A 13,764-nucleotide genomic window follows, 5' to 3' on the forward strand; every position below is an offset into this window, starting at 1 on the left:
GCATAATGGTCCGGAGCAACGTCGGCAGCGTCTCGGCACAAGCACCACCGCGTTGCAAGAAATTCAAGGCATCTGCCGCCGCAGCCGCACCCCGCCACAGGATCGTCGACAGGAGAATGCATGCGCAGGGCGAAGGGAAATCCGCATTACTTTCTGGCGCAGTTCCTGCCCCTGGCCGTACTGGTGCTGGTGGCCGCCGGTTTCCTCTATCACAACCGCATCGACGCCGAAATGCGCCGGCTGCAGCTCGAGCAGCGCGAACGCGTGTCGCTCGGCGCCGCCTCGCTGACCAACGACCTTGATGCACCGCTGCGTCACCTCAGCATCCTCACCAGCGAAGCGCCGATCGCGCACGCCATCAATCAGCCCACGCCGGAAAACCTGGCGCAGATGGCGGAGAATTTTTCCACGCTGATGCTGCGCAATCCTTACTATGACCAGGTGCGCTGGATCGATCAGGACGGCATGGAAAAAGTGCGCGTCAACATGACCAGCATGGGACCGGCGCCGGCATTCATAGCGTCGCTGCAGAACAAGAGGGACCGCCCGTATTTCTCCGACACGATGGCCTTGCCGCGCGGCGAGATGCTGGTGTCGCCGATGGATCTGAACGTCGAGAACGGCAAGATCGAAGTGCCGCACAAGCCGACGGTGCGGCTCGCCGTGGCGGTCGCCTCTGCGGACGGCAAGCCGGGCGGCATCATCATCATCAACGTGCTGATGGCGCCGCTGCTGGATCGTTTTTCCAATCAGGTGGAACGCGGGACCAACCGCGCCATGCTCCTTAACGGCGACGGCTACTGGCTCTACAGCACCAGTTCGGCCGACGAATGGGCCTTCATGTTCAAGCGCGAAGAAACCCTGGCCAAACGCCATCCCAAGGTCTGGAAAGCCATGGCGGCGCAGGCCGCCGGCACCATCACCGAAGACGGCATCTGGTCGTGGCAGCGCGTCGACCTCGACGCCAGCACCGGTCGCTACGGCCTGCACCAGCAGTCGCCCTGGACCGTGGTGTTGTACCTGCCCGAGAAGCGCATGCAGGTCGACAACTACAACATCCTGTTGCGCCTGTGCATGTTCGTCGGCCTGATCCTGTTGGCGCTGGCCCTGCTGAGCTGGCAGTTGGCCAGCAATCGTCGTCGCCGCGAAGCCGCAGTGCATGAGCGTTTCAAGGCCGAGGCAGAACTGAGCGCCAGCGAAAAGCGCGTCGCCGACTTGCTGCAACATCAGGAAACCCGCTCCATCCTGGCCTCGATCGTGGCGTCGTCGGAAGACGCCATCATCGGCACCGGCCTCGACGACGTCATCAACAGCTGGAACCCGGCCGCCGAAAAACTGTTCGGCTACCTGTCGCGCGAAGTGCTCAACCAGTCGGCCTACATTTTGGTGCCGCCGGAACGCACCGGCGAAGCGCGCCGCATCACCGACCAGCTGATGGAAGGCAAGACCGTCAGCAATTTTGAAACCGTGCGCTGGCACAAGGATGGCCGCCTGCTCGACATTTCGGTGACGGTGTCGCCCATCCTCGACGGCGACAAGAAGATCGCCGGCATCTCCTACATCGCGCGCGACATCACCAACCACAAGCGCCTCGAAAAAGAACTCAGCCAATACCGCCAGCATCTCGAAGGCCTGGTCGAGCAGCAGACCAGGACCCTGCGCGACACCAACAGCAACCTCGAGCTGGCACTGACCAAATCGGAGTCGGCCACGCGCGCCAAGAGCAGCTTCCTGTCCAACATGAGCCACGAGATCCGCACGCCGATGAACGCCGTGCTCGGACTCACCTACCTGCTCGAAAAGACCGTGCTGCAATCCGACCAGCGCGACCTGGTGCGCAAGATCATCGCCGCCGGCCATTCGCTGCTGGGCATCATCAACGACATCCTCGATGTCTCCAAGATCGAGGCCGGCCGGCTGGAAGTCGAGCATGTGCCGTTCCGCCTCAGCGCGGTATTGGAAAACGTCGTCAACGTCACCGCGCCCGCCATCGGCGACAAGGATGTCGAGCTGGTGGTCGGCTTCAACGACGTCGGCGTCGAACATTTGTACGGCGACGCGCTGCGGCTGGAACAGATCCTCACCAACCTGACCAGCAATGCCATCAAGTTCACCGCGCGCGGCGAGATCAGCATCCACGTCGCCGTCATCAGCGAAATCGGCGACAAGGTGATGCTGCGCTTCGCCGTCACCGACAGCGGCATCGGCATCCCGCCGGAACGCCAGCAAGACATCTTCCAGGCCTTCACCCAGGAAGACACCTCGACCACGCGCCGCTACGGCGGCACCGGACTCGGCCTGACCATTTGCCGTCATCTGGTGCAACTGATGAATGGCGAGATCGGCGTCACCAGCGAGCCTGGCAAGGGCAGCCAGTTCTGGTTCATGCTGCCGTTCCAGGCGATGCCGCCCGCTGCCGTCCAGTTGCCGGCGGACGGGCCGCTCTGTGTGCTGGTGGCCGATGACAACGCCACTGCACGCGCCATGCTGTCGGACACCATCAAGTCGATGGGCTGGCAGGTTGATGTAGTGGAGTCGGGCCAGGATGCGGTATCCAAGACCATGACGCGGCTGCGCCACAATCTCTACTACGACATCTACCTGCTTGACTGGAAGATGCCGGGCATGGATGGACTGGCGGCGGCCAAGGCAATCCGTGAAGCCTCTTCGCCGCAAGCCCGGCCGCCGATCGTGATCATGGTCACGGCGCATGCGCGCGACGAGGTGCTCAACGCGCCCGACGCCGAACTGGTCGACGCCGTGATCACCAAGCCGGTGACGCCGTCGACCTTGTACAACACCATCATCCACGTGCGCCAGCACCGCGACGAAACCAGGCTCCGCGGCGATGGCAGTGGCAATGGCGAAGCTGCGCCGCAAGCGTCCGGCGGCCGCGACAACCGTGAAGACCGCATCACCGGCGTGCGCGTGCTGGTGGTCGACGACAGCGAAATCAACCGTGAAGTCGCCAAGCGCATCCTCGAAGCCGACGGCGCCGAAGTGTTCGCCGCCGCCGACGGCCAGGAAGCGGTCGACTGGCTGCGCGAACGTCCGCAGGGCGTGGATCTGGTGTTGATGGACATCCAGATGCCGGTCATGGACGGTTACACCGCCACGCATGAAATCCGCGACACGCTGCAACTGCGCGAGTTGCCCGTGATCGCGCTGACCGCCGGCGCCTTCAAGGCGCAGCAGGAAGCGGCGATGGCGGCCGGCATGAACGGTTTCCTGTCCAAGCCTTACAACGTCGAGCAGATCATCTCGGTGGTGCGCCAGCACATCGCGCATCTGTCGGCAACTGAACTCGAACGCCGCCGCACTGCGCCGGCAGCGTATCCATCAGCGACGGTCTCGACCGTGTTCCCAAGCGCCACCGTCGGCGTGGAAACTGGCGGCTCCGCCGCTGTATCGGCGCAAGACCTGTCCGGCATCGACGTTGCCGTCGGCCTGGAGGCGTGGGGCAGCGAAGACATCTACCGCAAGTTCCTCGGCAAGTTCGCCGAGCAATACGGCAAGACCGGCAGCGAGATTTTGGCGCATATCCAGGCCGATGAACTGCCGCAGGCCAAAACCCTGGCGCACAAGTTGCGCGGCAGCGCCGGCACGCTGGCGGTGATTGACGTGCATCGCCTGGCCGGCGAACTGGAAGGCCTGCTGTCGGGCGCCGCGTCGGCTTCCGATTGCACCGTCAAGGCGGCCGAACTGGATGCGGCCCTGACGATCGCCCGGCGCGCCATCGACAGTTATACGGGGACGGCCTGAGGCCCTTTTTTGTTGCACGAACGTCGCTGCGCCTGCATTGGCGTCCCGATTCGGTTAAGCTGACGCGCACGCGCAGAGTCCGGACTGCCGTGTTGAATCCGGAAGAGAAAGGGATGTGTCTTGTCCGCCATTGAAGACAAAATATTACTTGCCGACATTGCCGTCGTTGCCAAAATCGACGCGGTGCCGATGATCCTCGACGTCATCTGCCGCACCACCGGCATGGGCTACGCCGCCGTCGCACGCGTCACCAAGGATCGCTGGATCGCCGCCGGCGTGCTCGATAAGGTCGCCTTCGGTTTGCCGGTCGGCGGCGAGCTGCAGGTCGACACCACCATTTGCGACGAAATCCGCGACAGCGGCGAGCTGGTGGCGATCGATCATGTCTCCGAAGACGAACGTTTTTGCAATCACCATACGCCCCGCATGTACGGCCTGCAAAGCTACATCTCGGTGCCGATCTACTGGCGTGGCGGCGAATTCTTCGGCACGCTGTGCGCCATCGATCCCAAGCCGGCCAGCGTGAAGACGCCCGAAGTGATCGACATGTTCAAGCTGTTCGCGCAGCTGATCGGCACGCATCTCGACAACCACGAACGCGCTGCCGCCAGCGAAGCCGCCTTGCTCAGTTCGCAGGAAACCGCCGACCTGCGTGAGCAATTCATCGCCATCCTCGGCCACGACCTGCGCAACCCATTGTCGGCGATCCTGCTGGCGACGCGTCTGCTGCGCTCCCAGGCCGACGAGCACGGGCTCAAGACCGTGGGCCAGATCGAACGCAGCGCCACGCGTATTTCCGGTCTGGTCGACAACATGCTCGATTTTTCGCGTGCACGGCTGGGCGGCGGTTTCGTGCTGGACCAGACCGCCGACAACACGCTGCAAAAGAGTCTTGAAGAAATCCTCACCGAAATGCGCCAAGTCTGGCCCGAGCGCGCCATCCATGCCGACATTGAATTGAACGAACCGGTTTGCTGCGACAGCGCGCGCATCTGCCAGCTGCTGTCCAACCTGATGTCCAACGCGCTCACCCACGGCGCGCGCAACGGCGCGGTCATGGTGACGGCGACCAGCCGCGACGGCGAGTTCGCGCTGAGCGTGCGCAACCAGGGTGTGCCGATCGCGCCGGATATCCAGCGTCGCCTGTTCCTGCCCTTCGTGCGTGGCAGCGACCGCACCGAAAAGAACAGCCTCGGCCTCGGTCTCGGCTTGTACATCGTCGCCGAAATCGCACGTGCCCACGGCGGCACGCTGGACGTCGAATCGACGCCGGAATACACGACGTTTTCGTTCCGGATGGCGTCGCGCGGACATGCGCAATTGACGACTGGAAATTAGCGATTGGCAATGAGCGATTGGCAATGAGCGAAGTCTGGTCGCGGCAAGCAGGGCCGCAGCGGTGACGTCCCGTACCGCTCGCCCGGCCCCTTGCGCCGCGCACGTGGTCGGTCGTATCTGGCAACTCTTTTCTTCTACGGAATCGGCGCATGAATAATCCGGCATCACCCGCATCCGAAGAGATGCAGCCCTCTCCCACGCCGTCGCCCCCGCCGCCGACCTTCGGCCAAGCGCTCCTGTTCTGGCTCAAGCTCGGCTTCATCAGCTTCGGCGGACCCGCCGGGCAAATTTCAATCATGCATCAGGAGCTGGTGGAAAATCGGCGCTGGATTTCCGAGCGGCGCTTTTTGCACGCGCTGAATTACTGCATGTTGTTGCCCGGGCCGGAGGCGCAGCAACTGGCGACCTACATCGGCTGGCTGCTGCACAAGACGCGCGGCGGCCTCGTCGCGGGCCTGCTGTTCGTCTTGCCGTCGCTGGCGATCCTCGTGCTGTTGTCGTGGCTCTACCTGGCCTTCGGGGATCAGCCGCTGGTGGCCGGCCTCTTTTACGGCATCAAGCCGGCCGTGACCGCCATCGTGCTGCAAGCTGCCCATCGCATCGGCAGCCGCACCCTCAAGAACAGCGTGCTGTGGACGATCGCGGCGGTGTCGTTTGTGGCGATTTTTGCGCTGGCGGTACCGTTTCCTGCAATCGTCGCGGCCGCGGCGCTAGCCGGTTATGTCGGCAGCAAACTGGCGCCGGACAAGTTTGCGGTGGGCGGAGGTCATGCCAAAGGGGACGCGTCGTACGGCAGGGCGGTGATCGATGACGATACGCCTACTCCGCCGCACGCGAAGTTCAGCTGGTTTCGCCTGGGCCGCGTGCTCGCCATCGGGGTGTTGCTGTGGGCGATCTCGATGGGACTGCTGGCGACGACGTGCGGCTGGGAGCACGCCTACACGCAGATGGGCTGGTTCTTCACCAAGGCGGCGCTGATGACCTTCGGCGGCGCGTATGCCGTCCTGCCTTATGTCTATCAGGGCGCGGTGGACCATTACCACTGGCTGACGCCGGTACAGATGATTGACGGCCTCGCGCTTGGCGAAACCACCCCGGGGCCGCTGATCATGGTGGTGGCGTTCGTCGGCTTTGTCGGCGGCTACGTCCGGGCGGTATTGGGACCCGAGCATCTGTTCCTGGCGGGAGCGCTCGCGGCGACGCTGGTGACGTGGTTTACCTTCCTGCCGTCGTTCCTGTTCATCCTGGCCGGCGGCCCGCTGGTGGAAGCCACACACGAAGATCTCAAATTCACGGCGCCACTGATGGCGGTGACGGCCGCGGTGGTCGGCGTGATCGTCAACCTGGCGGCTTTCTTCGGTTATCACGTGCTATGGCCGCAGGGCTTCGGCGCCGGCTTCGACTGGGTTGCGGCAGCAATTGCGCTGGCCGCAGCGGTGGCCTTGCTGCGCTACAAGCGTAACGTGATTCAGGTGATCGCCGTGTGCGCGGTCATGGGACTGGCGCTGAAGATGCTGGCCATCGCCTGATTTCGCGCTGACCGCGCATATCGTGTTTCAATAGCGCCGAAAAGCAATCAGATCAAGGAACGCATCACGTGTCGACGCACAAGAAAACCACCACCGGCGTAACCAGAACCACCCGGGCCATCGGCGCGGCCCTGGTCCTGATCGCCTTGTCCTATGCCGCCACGGGTGTGGCGCGCTTGCCGTCGCCGCCGGCGCTGATCGGGCTGGCGCTGGACTGGCAGCCGCCTTCGCGCAGCTGGGAATATTTCGACGGCGCGCCGCTGGCCGCGGCCGCCGTGCCGGCCGTCTTTGACGAGCGCAAGATCGATCTTGCGCCCGAGGTGGCGTGGCGCGACGGCGGCCGCATCGACTTTGCCGGCTTCCTCCGCGAGACCCACACCAACGCCTTGCTGGTGGTGCAGCACGGTCGCCTGGTCTACGAGCACTATCCGCTGGGCGCGCAGCGCGCCACGGTGTTTCCGTCGTATTCGGTGGCCAAGTCGATGCTGTCGGACCTGGTCGGCGTGGCGCTGGCCGAAGGCAAGATCACGGCGCTGTCGGATCCGGTGCGCAAGTATGTGCCGGACCTGCCGGAGAAATTCGCGACGCTCACCGTCGACGACCTGCTCAACATGCGTTCCGGCGTGCGCGTCGAAGAGAAGTACGACAGCGCGTTTTCGCAGATCGCCTTCATGTACATCACCACTGACCTGAAGCGCTTCGTGCGCGGGCTGGACAAGACTGCGTTCACGCCGGGACAGGGATTCACCTATCGCAGCGTCGATTACCTGCTGCTCGGCATGGTGCTGTCGGCGGCCACCGGCGAGCCGGTCACGCGCTATCTTGAACGCAAATTGTGGCAGCCGATGGGCGCGGCCTACGGCGCCAGCTGGAGCGTCGACAACAAGAAGCATGGCGTGGAAAAAAGCTTTTGCTGCGTCAATGCGCGCGCCGTCGATTTCGCCCGCTACGGCCTGCTGCATTTGCGCCAGGGCCGTGCCGGTGGCGTCCAGGTGTTGCCGGCGGCGTGGATGCAACGTCCGCCGGAAGTCGGCACGGCCGATGCCGATTTCGCCTACGGCCGCGGCTGGTGGCTGCCGCGTCAATCTGCCGCCCGCGACGACGGCCGCGCGCCGACCGACTACACCGCGATCGGCATTCACGGCCAGTACGTCTACATCGATCCGGTCAGCGACACCGTCATCGTCAAGCTCAGCGACCACGGCAACGAGCAGGACGAGGCGCTGACGGTGGCGGCCTTCCGCAGCATCGTCGCGGCGCTGCTGACCAGCGATTAAACGAGTTCAGGCCGCCCAGGCTGAACCGCGTATCACGCTGCAGAAGTTGCCGGGCGTAAACGCCGGCTCCTTGTCGGCGATCACGTCGCCCTTGACGTTGCCGAAGGTGGTGTCGGGTTTGTGGCGGATGCCGTTGTAGAAGGTCTGGATGATGTCTTCCTTGAAATTGCCGCCGCGAGGGTGCGCCAGCACCACCGCTTCGCGTTCGGCGTCGCTGTATTCCTCGTACTTCATGCCCAGCACGTCCATTTCCACGCCGGCCGTCACCAGCGCCACCACCGGGTGCATGTGCTGCGGGATGCCCGGCGTGGTGTGCAGGGCGATGGCGTTCCACACGGTGTCTATGTCGCCTTGCCCGATGCCGCGGCTGTCGAGGAAGTCGCGCGCGGCGTTGGCGCCATCGACTTCGAAGCGCTCGCAGGCGCTGCTGTGCTTGTGGCTCAGGCCCATGTCATGGAACATGCAGCTGCAGTACAGCAATTCGGGGTCGAACTTGAGGCCGCGCCGGCGTCCGGCCAGGGCGGCGAAATAGAACACGCGGCTGGAATGGTGGAACAGCAGCGGCGACACGGTGTCGCGCACGGCTTCGGTAATTTCGCGGGCCAGCTTGCTGTCGGGAATGGCGACGTCGCCGATGTTGAGGGTCATGATGTATTCCGTTTGAAAAGTCGGGTTGAAAGGTCGAGTGGAATCAGGTGGGCTGCGGAGATTTCATTCTGGGCGCTGCGCCGCGCCCGCTCAAGCAAGGCCTGGCGCGGATTGCTGCCATTCTGGCGTGCTATACGGACAGGGGCTGCGGCAAGCTTTTTGGAGAGGGCGGGCTGGCCGGAAATAATGGTGGTTTGGCAGGATTTGGACGCCGTTGTCGGCTTCGTCGGGCAACCGGGCGGCAAAGATGCAGCCCGGCAAGGTGTTCTTCGAAGCCTTCAGGCCCGGTCTTCAACGGTTTTCGACGGTTTCGAGCTAAAATACTGGTTGTTTTTGTGTTGGTGCTCAGGCGGTGGCAGCAAGAAACGGCCTCTGCTTCCTTACAGGTTCATGAAAGGAAGTGCCAATACAATACGAAGTTGTTGCAACATCAATCCGACGCATTGCGCCGTCGGGCAGGCAAGCCAGGTACCACCAGTATCGTCCGCTTCGCCTTGTCCGGCCCCCTTGATGGTGCGGCAGCCTCCGAGACGGCTCATCAAACACCAACCCCGCAAGGACATCACCGTGACTACTGATAATTCCACCATCATCTATACGCTGACTGATGAGGCGCCACTGCTGGCGACCTACTCTCTGCTGCCCATCATCAGGACGTTCACCGCGCCGGCCGGCGTCAACGTTGTTGAAAGCGATATCTCGGTGGCCACGCGGATTCTGGCCGAATTCCCGGACCGTCTGACACCTGAACAACGCGTTCCCGACAACCTCGCCGCACTGGGCAAGCTGACCCAGGATCCAAGCGCCAACATCATCAAGCTGCCGAACATCAGCGCCTCGGTGCCGCAGCTGCAAGCCGCCGTGCGCGAACTGCAATCGCGCGGTTACGCCATCCCTGATGTGCCGGAAGATCCGAAGACCGACGAAGAAAAAGAAATCCTGAAGAGCTACTCCAAAGTGCTCGGCAGCGCCGTCAACCCGGTCCTGCGCGAAGGCAATTCCGATCGCCGCGCACCGGCATCGATCAAGCGCTTCGCCCGCAAGCACCCGCACAGCATGGGCGAATGGAGCATGGCATCGCGTTCGCACGTGGCGCACATGACCCACGGCGACTTCTATCACGGTGAAAAGTCCCTGACCATCGGCGCCGCGCGCGACGTCAAGATGGAACTGATCGGCAAGAGCGGCAAGACCACGGTCCTGAAGGCCAAGGTTGCCCTGAAAGCCGGCGAAATCATCGACAGCATGTTCATGAGCAAGAAGGCGCTGTGCGAGTTCTACGAAGAGCAGTTCGAAGATGCGCGCAAGACCGGCGTGATGCTGTCGCTGCACGTCAAGGCGACCATGATGAAGGTCTCGCACCCGATCGTGTTCGGCCATGCTGTCAAGATCTTCTACAAGGAAGCGTTTGCCAAGCACGGCAAGCTGTTCGACGAACTGGGCGTGAACGTCAACAACGGCCTGGTCAACCTGTACGAAAAAATCGAAACACTGCCTTCGTCGAAGAAGGAAGAAATCATCCGTGACCTGCACGCCTGTCACGAACACCGTCCGTCGCTGGCGATGGTCGACTCGGCCAAGGGCATCTCCAACCTGCACGCACCGAACGACGTGATCGTCGATGCATCGATGCCGGCCATGATCCGTATCGGCGGCAAGATGTGGGACGCCAACGGCAAGCCGCAAGACACCAAGGCAGTGATCCCGGAAAGCACCTTTGCCCGTATCTATCAGGAAGTCATCAACTTCTGCAAAACCAACGGCAACTTCGATCCGACCACCATGGGCACCGTGCCTAACGTCGGCTTGATGGCGCAAAAGGCGGAAGAATACGGTTCGCACGACAAGACATTTGAAATCGCCGAAGACGGCGTCGCCAACATCGTCGACCTGGCAACAGGCGAAGTGCTGCTGACGCAAAACGTCGAGCAAGGCGACATCTGGCGCATGTGCCAGGTCAAGGACGACCCGATCCGCGACTGGGTCAAGCTGGCCGTCACCCGCGCCCGCAACTCCGGCATGCCTGCCGTGTTCTGGCTCGACCCGTACCGTCCGCACGAAGCTGAACTGATCAAGAAGGTCGAGACTTACCTGAAGGATCACGACACCAAGGGCCTGGACATCCAGATCATGTCGCAAGTGCGCGCCATGCGTTACACCCTGGAACGCGTCATCCGCGGTCTGGACACCATCTCGGTGACCGGCAACATCCTGCGCGACTACCTGACCGACCTGTTCCCGATCATGGAACTGGGCACCAGCGCCAAGATGCTGTCGATCGTGCCTCTGATGGCCGGTGGCGGCATGTACGAAACCGGCGCAGGCGGTTCGGCGCCGAAGCACGTCAAGCAGCTGGTGGAAGAAAACCATCTGCGCTGGGATTCGCTGGGCGAGTTCCTGGCCCTGGCGGTGTCGCTGGAAGACATGGGCATCAAGACCGGCAACAAGAAGGCGCAAGTGCTGGGCAAGGCGCTCGACGATGCGACCGGCAAGCTGCTGGACAACAACAAGTCGCCATCGCCGAAGACCGGCGAGCTGGACAACCGCGGCAGCCATTTCTACCTGGCCATGTACTGGGCGCAGGAACTGGCAGCGCAAAAGGACGACGCCGAACTGGCGGCGAAGTTTGCGCCGCTGGCCAAGACACTGACCGAGAACGAAGCCAAGATCACGGCTGAACTCAAGGCGGTGCAAGGCAATCCGGTCGACATCGGCGGTTATTTCCTGGCCGATCCGAAGAAGGTCAGCGAAGTCATGCGTCCGAGCGCCACGCTCAACGCGGCACTGGCTTCGGTGAAGTAAACACGTTTGAAGCAAGTCTGACATCAGCCCGAAGCCGGGCTGATGCAAGGCGAAAAAAGCGGATCTGCGCAGTACGGCAGGTCCGCTTTTTTATTCTCTCTGCGTTATTCGCTGCGCCGGCTTGCTCATGCCGCGAGGGCGAACAACTCCTGCGGCGTCGCATTGGCAGGCCGCGGGCGCCCGTACAAATAACCCTGCACTTCATCGCATGACCACTGGCGCAGCCATTCACGTTGCTCGGGCGTTTCCACGCCTTCGGCGATCACTTCGACGCCGAGGTTGTGGCCGAGGCCGATCACGGCCTGGACGATGGCGGCGTCTTCCGACTGCGGGCGCAGCTCGCGGATGAAGGACTGGTCGATCTTGAGCTTGGTGATGGGGAATCGCTTCAGATACGCCAGGCTGGAATAGCCGGTGCCGAAATCGTCGATCGACAGTTTCAGGCCGAGTCCGCGCAGCTTGCACAGCAGTTCGATGGAGCGCTGGACGTTGTCCATCATGACGCCTTCGGTGATTTCCAGTTCCAGGTTGTGCGGCGCGATGCCGGTGTCGGACAGCGCGCGCTGCACCATGTCGAAGAAGCCGGGATGATTGAACTGGCGTGGCGAAATGTTCACCGCCATGGTCAGGTCGTTGCCGGTGATGCGCTTCCACAACTGCCCCTGCAGGCAGGCTTCGTAAAGAATCCATTCGCCGATGCCGATGATCAGGCCGGTCTCTTCGGCCAGCGGGATGAACTTGTCCGGCGGGATCAGCTCGCCGTTGCGGCGCCAGCGGACCAGCGCCTCGAAGCCGACCAGGCGGTTGCTGCTCAGCGATTGCTGCGGCTGGTAATGCAGTTCCAGTTCGCCGCGTTCCACCGCGTGGCGCAGGTGCGCTTCGAGGTCAAGGCGCAGGTCAGCCTGGGCGTTGAGGTCTTCCGAATAGCCGACCAGCGCATCGCCGCCGGATTGGCGCGCCGCCTGTAATGCAGCGTCGGCATTCTTCAGCAGGCGTGCGGCTTCGGCGCCGTGGCGCGGATATTCGGCGTAGCCCAAGCTCAGGCTCGACACCACCTCATGGCGCTCGCTGATGAAGGGTGTGCGCATCTGCATCTGCAAGGCGTTCAGCGCTTCTTCGAAAGAAGGATGACTCTGCGCGGTGCGGAACAGGATCGCGATATTGGCGCCGTCGAGCCGATAGACTTCGGCGCCGAAGCTTTCGGCGCACACGCGGATGCGTTCTGCCACGTCCTGCATCATGCGGTCGCCGAAGGCATGGCCGAAGCCGCCGACCACGCGTTCGAAACGGTCGATGGTGCCCAGCACCACGGTGTGCGCATGCGCCGGCAACTGGCGCAGGCGGCGTTCGAACGAGCGCCGGTGGGCGAGGCCGGTGAGCGGATCGTGATCGGCCTGGTGCGCCAGCTGCGACTCGGTGCGCAGGCGCGCGCGGATGTGATAAATCATGAAGCCGGCGGTCAGCACCGCCAGCAGGTCGAACAGATGCACCAGGCGCGTGATGCGCACGACGTCATTGGCGGCATCCATCATCTGGGCGCCGACGCTGTTGTCTTCCAGGCTGGCGCCGTCCGGCGCATTGTTTGCGGCGAACTGCTCGGTGCGGTGGCGGATGTCGCCGACGGTGCTTTCCATCACCACCGACAAGGCGATGCTGGCGCCGATCACCAGCAACAGCAACGCGTAAATCGACCAGCGTGAATGGCGTCGCAGGAATTGCCACGACAGTCCGGCGGTGGCCGCCTGCAAGCGGCGGCCGGGCAGGCGTCGCGGCGCCAGAGAGGTGGACAGGAAACTGCGCGCCTGGACGTCGAAAGTCATGATGGATCCTTGTCATGTTGCCGGTCCGGCGCAACGGTATCTGCAACGGCATCTGCAACTGTTTCTGCAACGGTAGCGGCGGCCAGTGCACGTTCTATGCAACTGACCAGTTCGCCGGCGTTGAAGGGTTTGCTGAAAAATCCGCTGGCGCCGGCCGCCATCGCGCGCCGGCGAATGCTCTCTTCGGGAAAGGCGGTAATGAAAATCAGCGGCAGCCGGCAGCCGTCGGCCAGCAGCTGGTCCTGCATGTCGAGCCCGCTCATGCCGCCCATCTGGACATCGGTGATGGCGCAGTCGACGATCTCGAAGCCGCGCTGCTGCAGGAATTCTTCGGCGGAGGCGAACGCCTGGGGCTGCATGCCGAGCGAGCGCACCAGGCGCGAAACGGCGGTGCGCACAAAGGGATCGTCATCCACTATGCCGATAGTACGTAGGTTTGGTGTCGTCAATTGAAGCATCCGGTTGCATGGACGGAACGGAAGAAGTCCATCGCTTGCAGCCAGAATAGGGGGTTTGCCGGAACGGCGAAATCATACGATGGTATTAGGGCCGCAATGCCTTGTGCTGAAAGGCTTTGCGGCCGGAGCG

Annotated in this window: 8 protein-coding genes; 5 read left to right on the forward strand and 3 right to left on the reverse strand. The window is 63.0% G+C overall.

Annotated elements, in window-relative coordinates; translation table 11 throughout:
• Positions 1-120 precede the first annotated feature (120 nt).
• The 4 genes from E4P32_RS22940 (at position 121) to E4P32_RS22955 (ending at position 7,906) form a co-directional block, all read left to right on the forward strand.
• Positions 121-3,762 carry a response regulator gene (locus tag E4P32_RS22940; protein ID WP_116436219.1) on the forward strand — a complete coding sequence of 1,214 codons (3,642 nt, stop codon included), beginning with the start codon at positions 121-123 and terminating at the stop codon, positions 3,760-3,762.
• Between the two features lie 120 nt (positions 3,763-3,882).
• Positions 3,883-5,100 carry a GAF domain-containing sensor histidine kinase gene (locus E4P32_RS22945; protein WP_199525685.1) on the forward strand — a complete coding sequence of 406 codons (1,218 nt, stop codon included), beginning with the start codon at positions 3,883-3,885 and terminating at the stop codon, positions 5,098-5,100.
• 182 nt (positions 5,101-5,282) lie between these two features.
• Positions 5,283-6,629, forward strand: coding sequence for a chromate efflux transporter (gene chrA / locus E4P32_RS22950; protein WP_147306549.1), 1,347 nt, complete (start codon positions 5,283-5,285; stop codon positions 6,627-6,629).
• A gap of 68 nt (positions 6,630-6,697) precedes the next feature.
• Positions 6,698-7,906, forward strand: a complete 1,209-nt coding sequence (locus E4P32_RS22955) for a serine hydrolase (RefSeq protein ID WP_158559753.1) — start codon at positions 6,698-6,700, stop codon at positions 7,904-7,906.
• A gap of 6 nt (positions 7,907-7,912) precedes the next feature.
• Here E4P32_RS22955 and E4P32_RS22960 read toward each other — a convergent pair whose 3' ends face one another.
• Complete coding sequence (locus tag E4P32_RS22960; protein ID WP_116436222.1) at positions 7,913-8,554, reverse strand: HD domain-containing protein; 642 nt, start codon at positions 8,552-8,554, stop codon at positions 7,913-7,915.
• 567 nt (positions 8,555-9,121) lie between these two features.
• Between E4P32_RS22960 and E4P32_RS22965 the strand changes: the two genes are divergently transcribed.
• Positions 9,122-11,356 (forward strand): NADP-dependent isocitrate dehydrogenase, encoded by a 2,235-nt coding sequence (locus E4P32_RS22965; RefSeq protein WP_116436223.1) that lies wholly within the window; start codon positions 9,122-9,124, stop codon positions 11,354-11,356.
• Between the two features lie 125 nt (positions 11,357-11,481).
• On the opposite strand, the gene E4P32_RS22970 is transcribed toward E4P32_RS22965, so the two are convergent.
• Positions 11,482-13,176 (reverse strand): bifunctional diguanylate cyclase/phosphodiesterase, encoded by a 1,695-nt coding sequence (locus E4P32_RS22970; protein ID WP_116436224.1) that lies wholly within the window; start codon positions 13,174-13,176, stop codon positions 11,482-11,484.
• The gene (locus E4P32_RS22975; protein WP_116436225.1) at positions 13,173-13,634 is read right to left on the reverse strand and encodes a response regulator; all 462 of its coding nucleotides are present in this window, start codon (positions 13,632-13,634) and stop codon (positions 13,173-13,175) included. The genes E4P32_RS22970 and E4P32_RS22975 overlap by 4 nt, the downstream gene beginning before the upstream one ends.
• Positions 13,635-13,764: the final 130 nt, after the last annotated feature.

The sequence above is a fragment of the Herbaspirillum sp. 3R11 genome, assembly GCF_004563925.1.
Taxonomy (GTDB): domain Bacteria; phylum Pseudomonadota; class Gammaproteobacteria; order Burkholderiales; family Burkholderiaceae_D; genus Herbaspirillum.